Source organism: Paraburkholderia sp. RL17-383-BIF-A (assembly GCF_046028015.1).
Taxonomy (GTDB): domain Bacteria; phylum Pseudomonadota; class Gammaproteobacteria; order Burkholderiales; family Burkholderiaceae; genus Paraburkholderia.
The window spans coordinates 170,026-187,311 of the sequence record NZ_JARESR010000007.1; the positions used below are offsets into that span (position 1 = coordinate 170,026).

At 60.7% G+C, this 17,286-nt stretch carries 14 protein-coding genes and 2 pseudogenes; 8 read left to right on the plus strand and 8 right to left on the minus strand.

The features are described from left to right. Nucleotides 1-82 precede the first annotated feature (82 nt). The 3 genes from kdoO to P0D71_RS11115 form a co-directional block, all read right to left on the minus strand. On the minus strand, nucleotides 83-967 hold the full coding sequence (gene kdoO, locus P0D71_RS11105) for a Kdo hydroxylase KdoO (protein ID WP_091796492.1): 885 nt from the start codon (nucleotides 965-967) through the stop codon (nucleotides 83-85). A gap of 49 nt (nucleotides 968-1,016) precedes the next feature. Further along, nucleotides 1,017-2,018: a lipopolysaccharide heptosyltransferase I gene (waaC, locus tag P0D71_RS11110; RefSeq protein WP_091796493.1), complete on the minus strand. Its 1,002-nt coding sequence runs from the start codon at nucleotides 2,016-2,018 to the stop codon at nucleotides 1,017-1,019. Between the two features lie 230 nt (nucleotides 2,019-2,248). Then, nucleotides 2,249-3,655 carry a phosphomannomutase/phosphoglucomutase gene (locus tag P0D71_RS11115; RefSeq protein ID WP_408479976.1) on the minus strand — a complete coding sequence of 469 codons (1,407 nt, stop codon included), beginning with the start codon at nucleotides 3,653-3,655 and terminating at the stop codon, nucleotides 2,249-2,251. A gap of 397 nt (nucleotides 3,656-4,052) precedes the next feature. Between P0D71_RS11115 and P0D71_RS11120 the strand changes: the two are divergent. Continuing rightward, nucleotides 4,053-4,706 (plus strand): annotated as a pseudogene (locus tag P0D71_RS11120) (transposase); the annotation flags it as partial. 66 nt (nucleotides 4,707-4,772) lie between these two features. On the opposite strand, the gene P0D71_RS11125 reads toward P0D71_RS11120, so the two are convergent. Then, nucleotides 4,773-5,684 (minus strand): GDP-mannose 4,6-dehydratase, encoded by a 912-nt coding sequence (locus tag P0D71_RS11125; protein WP_408299166.1) that lies wholly within the window; start codon nucleotides 5,682-5,684, stop codon nucleotides 4,773-4,775. A 742-nt stretch (nucleotides 5,685-6,426) separates the two neighbouring features. Between P0D71_RS11125 and P0D71_RS11130 the strand changes: the two genes are divergently transcribed. Continuing rightward, entirely contained in the window at nucleotides 6,427-6,840 is a 414-nt protein-coding gene (locus tag P0D71_RS11130; RefSeq protein WP_408479977.1) for a hypothetical protein, read from the plus strand. A 105-nt stretch (nucleotides 6,841-6,945) separates the two neighbouring features. On the opposite strand, the gene P0D71_RS11135 is transcribed toward P0D71_RS11130, so the two are convergent. Beyond that, nucleotides 6,946-7,806, minus strand: coding sequence for a replication initiation protein (locus P0D71_RS11135; RefSeq protein ID WP_408299163.1), 861 nt, complete (start codon nucleotides 7,804-7,806; stop codon nucleotides 6,946-6,948). Nucleotides 7,807-8,437: 631 nt separating this feature from the next. Further along, a pseudogene (locus P0D71_RS11140) lies at nucleotides 8,438-8,723 on the minus strand (IS4 family transposase); the annotation flags it as partial. A 1,478-nt stretch (nucleotides 8,724-10,201) separates the two neighbouring features. Here P0D71_RS11140 and P0D71_RS11145 point away from each other — a divergent pair. The 6 genes from P0D71_RS11145 (at nucleotide 10,202) to P0D71_RS11170 (ending at nucleotide 15,624) form a co-directional block, all read left to right on the plus strand. Further along, nucleotides 10,202-11,023, plus strand: a complete 822-nt coding sequence (locus P0D71_RS11145) for a ParA family protein (protein ID WP_408299161.1) — start codon at nucleotides 10,202-10,204, stop codon at nucleotides 11,021-11,023. Further along, entirely contained in the window at nucleotides 11,016-11,897 is an 882-nt protein-coding gene (locus tag P0D71_RS11150; RefSeq protein ID WP_408479978.1) for a ParB/RepB/Spo0J family partition protein, read from the plus strand. Before P0D71_RS11145 ends, P0D71_RS11150 begins: the two co-directional genes overlap by 8 nt. A gap of 34 nt (nucleotides 11,898-11,931) precedes the next feature. Continuing rightward, nucleotides 11,932-12,480: a hypothetical protein gene (locus P0D71_RS11155; RefSeq protein WP_408479979.1), complete on the plus strand. Its 549-nt coding sequence runs from the start codon at nucleotides 11,932-11,934 to the stop codon at nucleotides 12,478-12,480. 585 nt (nucleotides 12,481-13,065) lie between these two features. Continuing rightward, nucleotides 13,066-13,335 carry a type II toxin-antitoxin system Phd/YefM family antitoxin gene (locus P0D71_RS11160; protein ID WP_408299155.1) on the plus strand — a complete coding sequence of 90 codons (270 nt, stop codon included), beginning with the start codon at nucleotides 13,066-13,068 and terminating at the stop codon, nucleotides 13,333-13,335. Further along, entirely contained in the window at nucleotides 13,332-13,721 is a 390-nt protein-coding gene (locus P0D71_RS11165) for a type II toxin-antitoxin system VapC family toxin (protein ID WP_408299153.1), read from the plus strand. Before P0D71_RS11160 ends, P0D71_RS11165 begins: the two co-directional genes overlap by 4 nt. Before the next feature lie 22 nt (nucleotides 13,722-13,743). Continuing rightward, nucleotides 13,744-15,624 (plus strand): site-specific integrase, encoded by a 1,881-nt coding sequence (locus P0D71_RS11170; protein WP_408479981.1) that lies wholly within the window; start codon nucleotides 13,744-13,746, stop codon nucleotides 15,622-15,624. 105 nt (nucleotides 15,625-15,729) lie between these two features. On the opposite strand, the gene P0D71_RS11175 is transcribed toward P0D71_RS11170, so the two are convergent. Both P0D71_RS11175 and P0D71_RS11180 read right to left on the minus strand, forming a co-directional pair. Further along, a complete protein-coding gene (locus P0D71_RS11175; RefSeq protein WP_408479982.1) occupies nucleotides 15,730-15,924 on the minus strand; it encodes a hypothetical protein in 195 nt (64 codons plus the stop codon). 595 nt (nucleotides 15,925-16,519) lie between these two features. Continuing rightward, complete coding sequence (locus tag P0D71_RS11180) at nucleotides 16,520-16,738, minus strand: hypothetical protein (RefSeq protein ID WP_408299147.1); 219 nt, start codon at nucleotides 16,736-16,738, stop codon at nucleotides 16,520-16,522. Between the last annotated feature and the right edge of the window lie 548 nt (nucleotides 16,739-17,286).

The window sequence follows — 17,286 nt, forward strand, 5'->3', positions numbered from 1 at the left end:
TGGCACTCCGCCAGTCTGAAAGCGCGAGCCGGCGCGCTGAGCGAAACCGGCGATCGGGAAACCCGCAACTGGACCGCGGCGCTCAAACCAGCGCCCTGCCCTTGAGGCGTTCGAGAATCCCGAGCGGCGCGCATTCGGGCTGCGCCATTGCCTTGACCGGCAGGAAGAAGGTCTGCTCCAGCATGAACTGGCCGGACATCACCGCGTGTGAAGTCTGATCCGAGAAACACACCCACACGCTGCCGGGTGGAAACGGCATGGTTTCCTGCGGGCTCGACTTCTGATACTCGAGATCGGCTTTCATGCCGTCGTGCAGATTCAGCATCAGATGGTCGTACTCGCTGCGCGGCGATTTGGTCACGTGCAGCAGGTTCAGCAGCCATGCCGAGCCCGGCATCTGCGGTTTGATGCGCGGCAGGAAGCGTTTGGCCATGTCCTCGAACGGTTCGCCGACTCGCCACACGCGCGGCGCGCCATGCGGATTGACGTTGGTGAACACGCGCAAAATGCGCTCGCCGTAGTTCGGCCGCGAAGGAAAGGCGTCCACATGCAGACGGCTGTCGTCTTTGCGCCATGAGGTCTCGCGCGTTTCCACCTGATGCAGCCGCAGGCTGGTCGGCGCCACGCGCAGTCTGCCGTTGTATTCGGGAAAGAGCCCGTCGACCAGCGTGCGCGCGTTGGCCTGATAACGCGCGATCAACGCGCGGACCGCCGATTGCGTAACGGCGTCGCCGGCCACGCCGTGCAACGCGCCGCCATTCGGTTCGAGGCTGATGTTCTTGCGGTTCGGGTCGGCGAGCGCGGGGTCGAGCAGCGCCTGCTCGCCGCCTTCGATCGCGAAGCGCAGATTCGGGAAATACAGCACTTTGCCGCGTTCGACGCCGGCGAGCAGCGTCTCGCGCGGCACGGACAGATTGCGTCCGTGCCAGTCGGCGTTCGCTACTTCGATGATCTGGGTTTCGTTCATGGTCGCCCTTGAAAACGGTTGGAGCGCAAGGCGAAGCGCCCCGGACGTGTTACAGCAGGCCGAAGCCCGCGAGTGCCGACTTCACCTGTTGCAGCGTGGGCGGCTGTCCGGCCGTGCCGAGATTGACGACGTTCGGCGACCAGTAGCCGCCGGTGCGCCACGCGGTGGCGAAATTGTACAACTCGATGGTCGGGCGCTTCAGCGCCGCGGCGATGTGAACGAGACCTGTGTCAACTCCGACCGTCGCGGCCGCGCCTTCGATCAGGCCGACCACCGCCGGCAACGAGAGCTTCGGCGGCACGATGGCCGCGGCGCCGAATTCTTTGGCGAGGCGCTCACTGGTGGCGCGCTCCTCCTCACTGCCCCACGGCAGCACGATCGACGCGCCGCGCCGCACCAGCGACTGCCCCAGTTCGATCCATGCGGTATCCGGCCATTGCTTGTCGGCGCGCGAGGTAGCGTGCACGAACACGACGTACGGCACCGGCAGGTTCAGGTTCGCTTCAGACAACGCCAGCGCGGCCCGGCCCGTATCGAGGCCGAAGTCGATGTCGTCGGTGGGTTGCGGCGCCGGGTCGTTCAGCGCCGCGGCCACCAGTTGGCGCGTGCGTTCCACCACATGCGTACGCGGCTCGATCGGCACGCGCTTGTCGTAGAAGAAGCGCACCGGCCATTCGAAGCCCGCGCCCTCGGTACGGTTCGCGAGGCCGACCAGCGGCCCGCGCGCCATGCTCGCGACCCACGCGGTCTTGATGAGCCCCTGGCAGTCGATCACAAGGTCGTAGTTTTCGGCGGCGAGCGCACGGCGGAAGGCGCCGATCTCGCGCCAGTTGTCGAGCGACAGAATGCGTTTGCGCCAGCGCCGCAGCGACACCGGAATGGCCCGCCGCACGCCGCTCACGAGTTGCACGAGCCCCACGAAGCTTTCTTCGACGAGCCAGTCGATCTGAGCCTCGGGATGGCGGCGTCGGATGTCGGCGATCACCGGCATATTGTGAACGACGTCGCCCAGTGACGACACCCTCACGATCAATATCTTTTGCACGCTCAAGAGTGGGAAAACCGGCTATCCGGCCCGAAGATGCGTTGAGAGAGCCCTCGAACCCGTCGCTGTGCGCCGGGCCCTCGAAGGAGGTGAGAAACTCGGCGTTTTCTCACGAGGACGGCAATTCTAGCGCGTTACATGTAAATCGCATGAAAAAACGCGGCGCGGTAAAAGAAACCCGCGCCGCGTTCGACGACAGCGCCGGCTCACTTCGAACCGCGCCGCCGCTTCAGCGTTTAGAACGGCAGCTTCGCGTCGGGCTTCTCCGCGAGGATCACGCGGCGGAAGTCTTCCTGAATGCGCTTGAGCGCCGCGTCGTTATCGGCTTCGAAACGCATCACCACGACCGGCGTGGTGTTCGACGAACGCGCGAGACCGAAGCCGTCCGGATACTCGACACGCAGGCCGTCGATCTTCACGACGTCGTCCGCGCCAGTGAATGTCGCGCTCTGCTGCAGGCGCGCGATCAGTTCGAAGTTTTCGCCTTCTTCGAGCTTCAGTTGCAGTTCCGGCGTGGAGTTCGAGTTCGGCAGCGAGTTCAGCAGCTTGCTCGGATCTTCCACACGCGTGAGGATTTCGAGCAGGCGCGCGCCCGTGTACAGGCCGTCGTCGAAACCGTACCAGCGGTCTTTGAAGAACACGTGGCCGCTCATTTCGCCGGCGAGCGGTGCGCCGGTTTCGCGCAGCTTCGCCTTGACGAGCGAGTGGCCGGTCTTCCACATGAGCGGCTCGCCGCCCTTGTCCTTCACCCACTTGGCGAGGTTGCGCGTGCACTTCACGTCGTAAATGATCTGCGCGCCCTTGTTGCGCGACAGCACTTCTTCCGCGAACAGCATGAGCTGACGGTCCGGATAGATGATCTGGCCGTCTTTGGTGACCACGCCCAGGCGGTCGCCGTCGCCGTCGAAAGCGAAACCGATTTCAGCGTCCGTTTCCTTCAGCGCGCGAATCACGTCCTGCAGGTTTTCCGGGTGAGCCGGGTCCGGGTGATGGTTCGGGAAATTGCCGTCGATCTCGGTGAACAGTTCGACCAGTTCGCAGCCGAGCTTCTTGAACAGCTTGGGCGCGAGGCCGCCGGCGACGCCGTTGCCGGTGTCGACCACGATCTTGATGGGACGCGCGAGCTTGATGTCGCTCGCGATGCGATCGAGATAGGCGTCGGCGATGTCGTACTCGGTGTACGTGCCGCTGCCTTCAGAGAAGTTCTCGTCGACGATGCGCTGATGCAGCGCGAGAATCTGCTCGCCGTAAATGGCCGCGCCGCGCAGGACCATCTTGAAGCCGTTGTAGTCCGGCGGATTATGACTACCCGTCACCACGATGCACGAATCGACGCGGCGCTCGCCGCCGTCGAGCTGCAAAGGCACGCTGGCCGCGAAATAACCGACCGGCGTGGGCACCATGCCCACGTTGACCACGTCGATGCCGGCCGCACGCAGACCGTCCGACAGGGCCTGGATCAGTTCGGGACCCGACAGGCGGCCGTCGCGCGCGACCACCACGGCGTCGCCGCCTCGCGCCCGCACTTCGCTGCCGAACGCGCGGCCGATCGAACGCGCTGCGTCGGCGTCGAGCGTCTTGCCGATTACACCGCGAATGTCATACGCTTTAAAAATGGATTTCGAAATCTGTAACCGGCTCATGAAGGATTGTCTGACTGATTATGGGATTTGGCGCAACTCGAGCACGCGGGCCAAGGTTACGAGTGCACGGAGAACGTCCATGCGAACTGGAGCGAGAGCATATCAAAACTAAGGCAATTGCAAGGCTTTCTCGTTAAGCGCCACTCAATGCGCTTCGTTGTTAATGGGCCGCAATGCCGCTCGAGTGCGCGTGAGAAAGGGAAAAGACGTGGCGTCGAGAATCAGGACAGTGCGAGTCCTTTGCTGAACAGATAAGTGTTGTTTTTAGTGGCGATTGCGTCTTCAACCGCGATGCGACCTTTAGCGTGCTTCTTGCGGGACCTATCCGTAATTTCGTGGACGAGACATATCACGAGAGGTGAAAATCATGGATATGCCGATGAAGAAGAAATGAACGGTGGACAGGACAGGCGCGGCCCGGCGACCGTTGCCTGCCCTGCTTGGTCTGCTCGATTCACTTGGTGAAGGGTCCAATGACGCCCTCTGAAGTTCAGGATCTGATGCTGGCATTTAGCAACGCGCTCGTCGAGCGCACAATGGGCGCCGAGATGAACATGCATCTGGAGCACCTACCCGGTCGGCCCAAACCATCTGACTAGACCAACGAACGCAGCCTCGTCAGGATCGATCTGCCGCGTGATAGCAAGAGCAGTTTCGAGCCCGTCCTGATTTCCAAACGCGAGCGCCTTTTACTGGCTTCGACGAACGCATGATCTCGATGTACGCCCGCGGCATGAGCGCGTGCGAGACCCGTGTGTTTCTGGCGGAAACTTATTGCACCGAGGTGCCACCCGATTTCATCAGCTCGGTCGCCGATGAGGCGATCGCCGAAACCCCGCCTGACAAAGCCGCCTGCTTGAAGCGATGTACCCAGTGGTGTTCTTCGACGCGCTGCGCATGGACATCCGGGACGACGGCGTGGTGAGCAACAAGGCCGTATATTTCGCTAGGCATCCAGGCCGATGGCCAAGGCGACGTGCTCGGCCTGTGGAACGGACAGATCGAGGACGTGAAGTTCTGGCTCAAGGTGTTCAACGAACTTCGGATGAAATTTGCGTAAATCTTATTATTTTCCTCTACGGTGAAGCGACCCGACCACGCGCTCCCCGCATGTTCCCTACGCCGCCAACATCCACCGCAACGTATCTAGGAACGGAATTGCCTCTACCATCGGCACCAGCGAGCGTAGCTTCGCCGGCGATCCTGCCAGCATCTTCACGTCGGTTTGCCGCACAAAGGCAGGATTGACCTGGATCTCAAGCTCATGCCCGGTGAGATCACTCGCGGCAGATAGAATCTCGCGCAACGTGTACGGTGTCCCAGTACACACATTGACCGTTTCAGCAGCAGCCTCGGCCTCGAGCAGCGCTTCATATGCGTTCGCCACGTATCGCACGTCGGAGAAATCTCGCGCCACGTCGATATTGCCGAGCTCGATCGACGCCTCGCGACGCGCAAAATGTTCCACGATCTTCGGCACGAGGAAGTTCGACGCCTGGCCGCGGCCGGTGTAATTGAACGGCCGCACGATCAGGATCGGCAGCCGGTCGAACCACGTGTGCACCATCGTTTCCATCGCCGCCTTGCTAGCGGCATAGTGGTTCACTGGCGTGAGCGGGAAACTTTCGTCAATGACGTCGCTTGTCACATTGCCATATACGTTCGCGCTGCTCGCAATCAGGAGCTTGCGCGGCGTGTGACCTACGGCTGCGCACGCTTCCAGCAGATTCAGCGTGCCGAGCACATTCACGCGGTAGAAGTCGAGCGGATCGTTATGGCCCACGAAGCTGATTGCCGCAAGATGCACAATGTAGTCAGGCCGCACGGCTTCCATCACACGCCGACATGCGTCAGGCGAGGTGATGTCGAGTCTGAGCCGGGTGGTCGTTTCAGGCTCGTTGCGCCCGGCCACTGTTTCGATCACAGTGTGGCCTCGGCCAAGCAGGTGCTCGACCAGATATCGGCCCGTAAAGCCGCTCGCTCCGGTGACGAGCGTGCGTACAGCTTGCTTCGCATGGGAAGACGACATGCTTTCTCCGTTCTCGAGGGTCATCCTGTTGTGCTGCAATATCCCGCCGACAACGCACCACGCCTAGGTATCGAAGCGGCCACGGATGACGCGCGGCGCTCTATGGCGCCGCAAACCCGCCATTATGTCATGCTTAGGACCTACGTATAAAACCGCGCTTAAGTTAGGATAAGAATTGTTATAAAGCGACGTAATCTCACAGCGAAAACTGCCGTGCCCTCCTTTCGAAGAAAGTAGCGTTCGACTTTCACCGCACCACGCTCAAGCCTTTGTAAGCTGATTTGTCATGAGCCGGTTTTCACCACCGAGAGCCCGAGAGCACGCGCAGTCCGGATGCAACATGACTACGTATCGGTTTGTGTCCTTACCGCCATCGATCGTTCAATCGTTCACTCCACGTGGTAAAGACGCCGGCCATTGGTTTTCTTGATCATCTGCCATTGGCCTCATCCGGACGACGTTTCATTGCGCTGGACGGCGAGGTGTTGCGCGGCAGATGCCCCGCGTCTGGATGATATGGCTGCCTGACACACCGTTTCGGCGTTCGATCATCATGGTCTGATCGTGCTCGGCCATGTCGAGGTCGTGAGAAGCCGAACGGGATTCCTGCCGCGCAGAATCTGATCGAATCGCTTGCGCTGGGAAAAGGAGCCGATGTGTTTGTGCAGATCGAGGGCGACGAACCGCCCCTGCTTGCCGTCTGTGAGGATCGTGCCCGCTGTTGCGCTGCGGCCCATGCAACGTGAAGCACTACAAGGCACACCGCCGTATCGAGACGCGTACTGTGCTCATCTGGAGCGTGCCGGAGAACTGGCTGGAAGAAGACTGGCAGCCGCTGCTACGGCAAATCGTCAGCGTCTCGCATACGGTCGAACGCGGTCACCGCATTGACGGCTGCGTGCGCACCAGCGAGACCGCGTGGTCGGTCAGCAGCTCCGTAATGAGCGCCGCAACTTGGCAGATGCCCATCCGTGGTCACCGGTCAATAGCGAACAGAATCATCAATGCTCGATGTGGTCGTGCGAGAGGATCGCTGCTCGACGCGAACAAAGCCCGAAATTCTGGCACACGTGCACTCTATGGGCTGAACTGCATGCGGGCTGCATCGGGCCAAAGCATCACCATCGAGCGGCATCGCAATGCGCTTGAACTCTGAACGTTTGCGGCGCTGCGTCTGCGATGCTACGAGAATGAACAGCCCTGCCAGAATGCTTGGCGTGCCTTGACTTTCGCGACTGCGTAACTCAATTCCCGCGGACTACTAATCAGCCATATCGATGGGCAGACGTCGCTGCGGATTTTCGATAAACCGGAATTCGAGCGAGTGGACTGCCCGACCGCGCTTGATGCCTTTCCAGTCAATCACCAGGTCGGCCTTCTCGTTCAGTTCGCTGACCGCCATGTCGATCACCCGCCGTTTGATGTCGGCAAAGCGATAGGTTGGGGGCACTTCCAGCGCCGTGCGTAAATCCTCGACCGTGATCAGAAGCACACCCCGGTCCTTTTCCCTCATCAGGAGTTCCAGAAGCCGCCACGAATAGATTGACTGCAAACCACGTGCAAAATCAAGCTGATAGCTCACAAACTTGCGCTGCAGCAAAAAGATATGAGGCGTCAGATCCGGCGAAAAACAGATCTCGGCCCACGCTTCGCCGTCGTGATATGTGGCTTTCCACACCCACCGCAGTTGCACCCTCTTCTTGCCATCCATGTAGCTGAGCTTCCGCTCCAACAGACTGGCGCAAGCCTCTTTCATGCCCTGATACGCGGCGGCAGCCTGTTTCTCCCCACTTCGAGGTGCCAACGCAGCAACGGCGGCAAATTCTTCCGCCTTTATCCTCACAGAGACGTATCCATCCGCCTTGCCGTGTTGATAAGGTGACTTGCGGCTGTCAATGCTGCGCAATGCAGTCATCATCAAGCGCTTTTCGTTCAACGACAGGCCGTGCTGTGCATTCACCAATGCTCTGCTCATTGCCACCGTCCCTTTGATCCGGCCGTCAACCTCGAGTATCTCGTCGGGAGATGCGCCGAGCTCAATCGCCATGGATGCAATCAGTTCCGCGGCCTCCAACGGAATCTCCTGGTCCAACGGTCGGACGGCCCGCAGCAGGTCGTTCAAAGTTCTCTTCTCCTAACTGGCCGCACGAAAATAACCATGTCCAATAAAGTGATGATTGTAGAAAGATGACACGAGACCCGCAAGTCACCATTGTGGATAACGGTCGGAAAATGTCACGTCTGGGCCGGTTCTCGTCCACTCTGGGCCGGAATTTGTCCACTCTAGGCCGGAATTTGTCACCGCCGGACCGTAATATGTCACCTTTCGTAAAAGACGATCGGCTTAAAAGCCTTGCCAGGTAAGGCTCACAGGCCCGCCACCAAGCGTTTACAAAAGGTTTTACAAAGGTTCTACAAACTGTATTACTAAAGGTTTTATAAAGAAGCTTAGAAATATTTATCTTCCTCAAAGCCGTGCCGCGAAGCGACGGGCTCGCGTCATGGCGTGACGGCACGGCAGGTGCGTCAGTACGTGCGGCTGCGGCGCATCGAATTGCCGCCGGGCGTGGGTCAAGCCGTGGCGGCCACGACCCTGGGTGCGCGGGTTTGATGCGCTAGGCGGCGTCAAGCCGATCGAATGGCGCTTGCTGACCAACCGCTAAGCCACGTCGCGGCAGGAAGCGCTTGAATTGATCAACTGGTATGGGCGCGCTGGGAAATCGAGGTCTTGTTCCTTCCCGGCGACGTGAACCTCTTTCGAGTCGCAGCCAGATGGCTTTCGCACCGGGTTCGCCGTCGCCTTTGCGGCCAAAGAATCGACTTGGCGCGCGATCAAACGCAGCTCCTCGTTGAGCTTGGACCAAGCCGGCTGCTTGACGTCGGTCAAAAAACACGCGCTGCGGATCTCATCGGCATCAAAGAACGGTTCGGCATCCAACTCGGGGCGCCTACGGCCCGTCTGCATCAGACGGATGATTCGCCAAGCACGACCAGAAGCAGCGCCAAGGCGCGTTCGAGTCGTTCGATCGCGCCCAATTGCGCTTATCCAAGTCTGCGACATTGCGAGGTATTAAGGCGGCCGGATGTGCGACTTTAGAAACGTCCGTTCAAAGGTTTGAACATGAGGGACCCAGCGGAATGTTTCCGGGCGATCTGTCCCGCTTCTGGCAATCTAGACCAAATACAATACTTGGCGGGTCGCAATCGGTCACCTTTCGCCCCTTAGGTATAAAAAGTTTCCCTTCGTTGGAAGCAAGTTTGTCCAAAGTTTGGACGCGCGGAAACAGACAACAGACTCACCCTCGTAGTTTCTTTGGTGATTGCATGAAGATCAACGAATCGCTTACGGGAGAAACCGCGTGCCGGGACAGGCCGTAATCCGTCACCTTTCGTATGCGGACAACAGCGACCGGCGTTCTGGTTCGCGTAGGCGAACTGGATGCAGGACAGGCCGTAATCTGTATCCTTTCGGATACAGGCAACATCGAAGAGCGTTCGGGTTCGTGCAGTCGCACTGGATGCAGGACGGGCCGTAATCTGTCACCTTTCGGATGCAGACCATATCGAAAGCGTTTGACGCTACGTCTTGAAGGAGGTCAAAGGTGAAGCAACCGGCCGATGGACCGGATTTCAAGGTCCATGAGTCGCTATGAGCGCTACGTCCGACCGTTCATACGCTCCGGGTCGTAATCCGTCACCTTTCGTATGCCGGCTCAATCGAAAAGAACTAGGCGCCCGTTCCGTTGCAGACGAACGTTGAGTGCAATCGGCCGGTCGTTCCGAATGTGTCACTTTCGAGGGGGCCATGAGCCGCCATGAAGCGCCTCGTCCACAGTTCATGCGTCCGGGTCGTAATCCGTCACCTTTCGTATGCCGGCCCCATCGAGAAGAACTCGGCATCAGTCCGGTAGCAGGCGAATGTTGAGAACAATCGGCTCAATGGGCCGGAATCTGTCACTTTCAAGTGACCATGGGTCGCCACGGAGCGCCGCAGCCACCGACCATGCGCGCCGGATCGCAATCCGTCACCTTTCGTGGGCCGTTGGGGCTCGCAGCAGCGTCAGTCTTGGAATGGCTAATGGTCACGGAATTTTCAAGCAAGAAAAAGCGGCAACCTGTTATTACTTTGGGCGTCGCCAGACGGTGAGAAGGTCAGCGAATTGACCGGCACTTTTCGGGTCGCAATAAGTCACCTTTCGCGGGCCGCTCGTAGTTAGTAGCGATCTTGGGTCCGAGCTATTGGACTCAAATTGTCCAAAGTTTGGACGCGCGTGTGCCAGTTGTCCTGGCGCCTCAGGTCGCAATCGATAACTATCTTCGCGGTCAAAAAGCGCCTGCCTGCTGTTGACGGTATCAACGCATACGCGGCGGGTCGGAAAACTGTCACCTCATCGAGCGAGGCGAGGGGGGCATGTCGCGGTAGCAACGACCGCCACGTCTGCCCTGATTACAACGGCGGCCTTTACAGTGGCGCGTACCACGCGTATCGTGCACGAAAAATGGATATACCGGGCACGATGAGCAGCTTTGACCACACAAAAGTAATCGCAATCGCGAATCACAAAGGCGGGTGCGGAAAGACGACCACCGTCATCAATCTGGCGGCGGAATTCGGACGTCTTGGCCTCAAGGTCCTGGTCGTCGACATGGATCCCCAGGCGAATGCGAGCCTTCATATTGGCAAGACTCATCCGAGCCGGGTTGATTTCACCAGTGCAGAACTACTTCTGTCCAACGTAGCGAGCTTGCCAGCGGCTATCCATGAAGAGACAAACATAGACGGTGTTTCGCTGATCTACGGCTCACTCGCACTGGGGAAAGCCGAAGACGAACTGAAGGACGTCACTCCCCGGCCATCAGAAGAACTGCGTAGCAAGATCGAGCCAGCCGACGGGATCTATGACGTTATCCTGATTGATTGTCCGCCGAGTCTCAAGCTTCTTACAAGCAATGCGATGGCAAGTGCGACGCACATTATCGTGCCCGTGGAGTCCGGCTCCCAGTACGGACTGTACGGTGCGGACGATCTGTTAAAGCACATCGACAAGATCAAACGCATCAATCCGTCAGTAAAGCTGCTCGGAGCACTTCTCATCAAGCACGATGAGCGGCAGACGGTGTGCAAGCTTCTGGAAAGTACCGCTCTTAAGACGTTTGGCCACATTCTGCCCATCAAGATTTCCACTAGCACGAAAGTGAATCAGGCGGCTGTGATGCAGCAGAGCCTTCACGCGCTCGACCGCAGCTCGAAAGTGGCACGCGAGTTCCGTCAGCTGGCCGCCAGTCTGGCGCAGACCCTGGAGCTCAACGCCGCAGAGGAGGCAGGAAAAAATGAGTAAAAGCCTGAAGGCACTGCTGGCCCAAAAGGCGGAGGAAAACACGCAACGCCATCGCGAAGCAAACTATCGCGACGACTTCGATGTCGGTCGCCAGCACACCAAACTCCCTCTCGACAGGATCGATCCTAATCCGTATCAACCGCGGACCAGTTTTCCAGAAGAGGAAATCCGCGAACTGGCCGTCTCCATTAGCGCGGTAGGCTTGTTGCAGCCCATCAGCGTACGCGCCGTGGGTGAACGGTATGAGCTGATAGCAGGAGAAAGGCGCCTGCGTGCGCACAAGCTTCTGACCAGACCAACAATCGAAGCGCTGGTCATATCAGCTGACGAGGCGACCAGTGCCACTCTTGCGCTTGCTGAGAATATTGAACGTGAAGACCTGTCGGATTTTGAGATAGGGGAAAGCATCAAACGCCTCGAAGAACATTTTCCCAAGCGAACGAAGCTGGCAGAGTCGCTTGGTATTCAACGGTCCGACCTCTATCGTTACCTGTCGTTTGCAAGTCTTCCTGACAGTATCCGTAAGCGGCTAGCAGCCCGGCCTAAGCTCCTCTCCCGTTCGGCAGCCGCGGACATAGTCAGGGTCCTCAAGGAAGCGGGCGACGACGAAACCATCAGCCGGAAACTCGAGGAAGCGTGGGCACTCTTGGAGAGCGGCAAGCTCGACCAGACGAAGCTAGCGAGCTTTCTGTGTAACAGTGCAACGACTACCGCAGGGACGCGTCAGAGACCGACTCATATCATGAAGCAGGGCGCAAAGGTCGGTACGTTTTCCCAGACTCCCCATGAATTCGTAATGAAGGTCGCCAACAACGTGCTGACGGACGACCAGAAGCTGAAAATTCAACAGTTCGTGCTGGAGCTTCTGGCTTAGCGTACGGCTTGTCCAAACTTTGGACGTTTCTGGAGTGGCATTCCCGGAAGGTGACGGTCTGCCGTCAGGCAGCCAGTATCAGCCGATGGTACCGGTACGTATTTGCGGTGTTTCAGGGCCGATTTTGCGGTTGCCGCGCCCGTGCGGCACATTGGACATCGTGCCGGCAGAAGATAACTGGTGCTGCCCAAAGCGTTCGTCTGCCGGCCGCCGTCGGCGTGGCGAGGGGCGCGTATTTTTTGAGAAAGCGGGTCGTGTCAGGATTAGTATCCGCGACCCTAAGGTGAGTGGATTCGGGAACAGTGCGGATATGGTACAACTGGCAATCAAAGGGGCTGTAGGCGGAATGAGTCTACTGACGCAACACGAAGTGGAAACGGGGCAACTCTCCCGTGCATTACGCCTGCGCGCCAGTGAGGATGGTAAGAGCGTGCGACTGATTGAATCGGTCGAGCGCAAGACCGGAGTTCCGCACGAATACCAGTTTGAAATCACTACTGGCGAACTGATTGCGCTAATTCGCAAGCACGGCGTGCTGTTGTCTAAGGAAAAACGCGGTCCTGTTCCAGCCAAGGCCGACTGACCCCGAAGAGCGTGTACGCCACCTACGGCGTGCCCACTCCGACCCGCTTGCCGGCATTCCGTTCGGAGCGCATTGGAATCAATCGCTAACCCGGAGGTACGGATACCGCCGGGCACCGCCGTACACGACACCACTTTCGAAAATTTCTGAGGCGCTTCCGGCACAGCGTTGTGTGCCCTTATGACTGGCGGCTTGGCCGTGTGAGCCCGCCGAACAACGACTATGATGTACATGTGGTCTGGGCTCATCGCCTGTGACTACCAACGGAGCAGAGGCGGGGCTGGCGGGCAACTGGCCGCCTGTCGCTGCTCCGCCACAAATCGGTCCGCGCTCACACAAGTGAAGCGGGCCGTTTTTTTGCCCTAGTTCAATGGTGATAACTGTTATTAGCACCATGGTATTTATTCAGTAGAATACGAGAAAAGTTGATTTGCGCTCCCTTATTATAGGGTTTACCCTTGATTTCAATCATGGACGGCTGGCGCGCGACGGTTATACGTCGCGGCGCGCCGTGCCGGCCGCTTGTCTTTCTCAGCCTGTGCCTGCATAGTAGCTAACTATGATTAGCTAACCTAGAGAGATTCCATGCTCACGGTCAACATGCACGACGCCAAATCAAAACTCTCGAGCCTGGTCGAACGGCTCGAAATCGGCCAGGAAAACGAGGTGATCATCGCCCGCAACGGCACGCCGGTCGCCCGGCTGGTGCCGTTCGCCGCCCCCCGCCGCATCGGCGCCGCGCGGCACCTGCTCGCCGGCCTTGCCGTACCGGCTACCGTCGAGGCGTTCAACGCCGGTGACGACGTGATCGCCGCCGACTTCGAGGCGAGCACGCAGCAAGGCCTCACGCCGTGAGGGTGCTGCTCGACACGCATATCGCGCTGTGGGCCGCCGAAGGCGCGCCCCAGCTCTCGTCGCAGGCCGCCGCCCTGATCGAGGATCCGGCCAACACGCTGCTGGTCAGCGCCGCATCGATCTGGGAAATCGCCATCAAGCATGCGAAGGGCAACCTGCGCGTGCATCCGCGCGATGCGCGCTCGGCGTTTCGCCTCGCCGGTTTCGTCGAACTGCCGGTCACCGGCGACCATACGGAGGCTGTTGCGTTGCTGCCGCCCCATGCGGACCACGCCGATCCATTCGACCGGTTGATGATCGCCCAGGCGCTGCACGAGGGGATGGCACTGCTGAGCGCCGACCCGAAGGTCTGGCGCTACCACCCGACCCTGATGCTGCCTGCCTGACGGCCGGCTCCGGATCCGTGCTATGGCCAACCGCCCACAGCAGCTCACGTTACCCCCGCCGCGCAGCTATACGCGCACCGACTTCACGGCGCTCCGCGCGTTCGTGCAGCGCGTGCCGCTGCCGACCATCGCGCGGCTGTACTTCGATCCGGACACCGCGCCGCATGCGGCTGGCGCCGACGCGCTCGAGCGCTATCTGCGCACGATGCGCGATGACCTAGTACAGCTCGCGCTGCTGCACGGCTCGTCCGTGCTGGCAGATCACCTGAAGGCGTCGATCCGCAACCACGGCAGTGCGAAGCTCACTGCCGTCACCTTGCGGATGGTTGAACAGGCGTCCAGGCTGGCCGCCGCGACGCCGGTCGCCGCGCACCCGGTCGGCCTGTGGTTCCGCCCGCTGGTCGCGAGGCGCCTAGTGGAGGAGGGCATCCCGACGCTCGGTGCACTGGTGGACTTCTGCAACCGCCGCGGCGGCAGCTGGTGGCGGGCCGTGCCGCGCATCGGTGTACTGCGCGCGCAGGTGCTGGTCGCGTGGCTGCGCCGGCACGCCGGCACGCTAGGCGTCACGGTGACCGACGACGTCGGGCTCGCCGATCCGCTCGAGGCGCCTGCGGCGCGCGTCGCGCTGCTCCCGGCCGGCGCCGACCGCGCCAGCGAACTGGCGCCGCTCGAACGGGTCGCGCTGCCCCACGCCCTGTCCGGCGGGGAGGGGCCGCAGGGCAACGGCACGCGCGGCATCAACCGTGCACCGGGCCTGTGCTACCTGCAGGCGCAGCATGACCTCGACGCGGTACGCGCCTGGCTGCACCGCTACCGCGACCGGCCGCAGGCGTTGCGCGCGTACACGCGCGAGGTCGAGCGTTTGCTGTTATGGGCGGTCACGGTGCGCGGTACCGCGCTGTCGTCGCTCACGGTCGACGACTGCGAGGCGTACAAGGATTTCCTGGCGGTGCCATCGGCGGCCTTTACCGGTCCCCGCACACGGCGCGATTCGCCACGCTGGCGACCCTTCACGCCGGACGGCCTGAGCCCGGACAGCCAGCGCTATGCGGTGCGCGCGCTGCGCGCCGCGTTCGACTGGCTTGTCGACGTGCATTACCTCGCCGGCAACCCGTGGCAGGCGGTCAGCGATCCGGTGACCGTGACGCGTGCGCACGCGATGCGCATTGAACGGGCGCTGCCACTTGACCTGTGGGCCCGGATGCGCCGGTTCGCCGAAGACTGCGGTGCTAGCTCGGGGCCAACTGGGCCGCGCTGGCGCGCCGCACGCGCGGCGCTGCTGCTAATGGGCGACTCGGGCCTGCGCAACACCGAGGCAGCGCTCGCCCGCCGCGAACAGTTGCGCTATGTGCCGCCCGATAGTGAGGTGCCACCGAGCTGGGAACTGGAAGTGGTCGGCAAGGGCCGCAAACAACGCATCGTGCCGGTCAGCGGCGCGTGCCTTGAGGCGCTATCCGCGCACTGGCGGGATCGCGGACTAGATCTCGCGGCGCCACCGCCGTCGGCGCCGCTGGTCGCGCCGCTGGTGATCCCGGCGACGGTGGCGGCACAGCGTCGGCATGCCTATGCGCGGGATGGGCAGGAGCAGAAGGTCGGGGTGGGTTATTCGGGCAACGGGTTCCGCGAACTGGTCAATTGGGCGGTGCGGCAGATCCGTACGCAGATGGATCTCACGGAGGACGAGCGCCGGCGGTTGGCCAGTACCACCCCGCACGCGTTCCGGCATACATTTGGCACTCAGGCGGCGGTCGACGTGCCACTCGACGTCGTGCAGCAGGTGCTCGGTCATGCGTCGCTGCAGACCACGACGATCTATGTGCAGGCTGAAAGGAAGCGTGTGCGGCGCGAACTCGCCGGCTACTACCAGCGGATGACCGGCGCCGACGCATCGCGGTCGGAATAAGCGCCCGTGGCACACAACTGCCACGTTCGCGATCGACTTTGACGTTCTGTACCCGCGTACAGCAGTATATACAGTGCAATACGCCCAATATTCCGGGGTTTTTCTTTACAAGGGCTCGACTGGCGAGAATGCTATGCGAGGCGCCTCGCAGGTCTGCGCGAGTTCAAGAAGACCTGCTCGGGTCACCTTGTGGACGGTTTGATCGGCCATCGTGACGCGGAAGTGCGACACGCCGGCCAGTTCAGGAAAGTGTTCCAGCACGTCACGCAGGTGGTCAATACCGAGTAGGGCAATGTTCATCTGATGACTCCTCTTGGTTGAAAAGCGGGTTCAGGCCGCACAGCGCGCCAGGCGCGGCGGCGGATTGACGGGATATACGCTTTGTTGGCGCCGGCACCGTGCGCCTTCCGGAGCTTGTCGGACAGGTTGCGCACCAGCGCCTCCGTTGGCGATACGCCGCACATTGGCATCGCAGGCCGGTTTCTGTGCCTGCCAGCCTCGACATCGCTCGCGATGTAGCTGATGCAGGCCGCCGTGTTCACCTTGTCGCCAAAGAAAACCGCGTCCGCCGCCGGGCCAGCGCGGCGTGGGGAATGCGTACGACGCCCGCGCGCCCGAGCTTCTTTGTGGTGGGGGAGGGTGGTTCATGGGCCCCTTGCGGGTTGCATCCTGCAGGCGGTAAGTATTGAAAGGTCGAATTATGCAGGCTGACCGCGCTTCTTCCGCCATGAGTAAGCAGGCGTCAAACGATACCGAGTTGTCCGGGGAGATGACCTCAGCTCGTCTAAAGGGCAAATAGTGAGCCGGATTCGCGAATCCGGCTGGGACAGGCACGTGGCAATTGAGATGACGGTCACAGATTGAACCAGCGGACAAGTCGACTGTACCCACACTATCAGCCGCCCGGCAGGTCTCCGCTAGGGCGCCTCGCGAAAGCCGTATCGGCGATCATCGAGCCGCTGCCGAGATACTCTTCGAACGAACTCCAGAGAAGCCTGTCGACGACAGCGTCGTCGAGATCGTCTGGCTCCCTCCCGCGAATTCTGCAGAGGAGTGTCAGGGTTTGTAGCGCGGCATGGATAACCGCGGCTTCGGAAGGCTTTGGTGTGTTCATGATGACGTTTTCGGCAGAACGCCCGCTGACTTTAGCAAAACGTGTCCTTGTAATCCGCCAACTGTTTAACAGGCTCGTGACCGGCCGGGTCGGTACGCGGCTTAGTCATACCGAGAAAAAAAGAAAACGCCGGGACTCGACGCGATTAAAGCAGGGCAACTGCTCGACCGGGCGCCGATCGCGCTGATGGTGTTTTGATCGCGCGGGTCGAGGACGTCTATGTAAAGCGCCAGCTACTGTGGGCGCGCCCGGGAGAAAAAGGTGCCGCCCGTCGCGAGATGCCCTCACCATCACGCTCAAGGCTTACCTGCATAGGTACCGCGACGGCGCCTGAATTTCCGGTGAGCCGAAGGGGCCTCTGTTCCGTACGGTCCGGCGCTGTGCGCGCGGCCGCGACCGGCGCGAAGCTCGGTAATCATACATTCCCCGCGACCGGCATCATGGCCTGTCTGAAAGATGGTGGCACGCTGGAGAACGCGGCGGCGATGGCCAAGCACGCGTCGACACGGCCCACGCAGCTTTCGATCGTTGCCGGGCGACATCAGTTT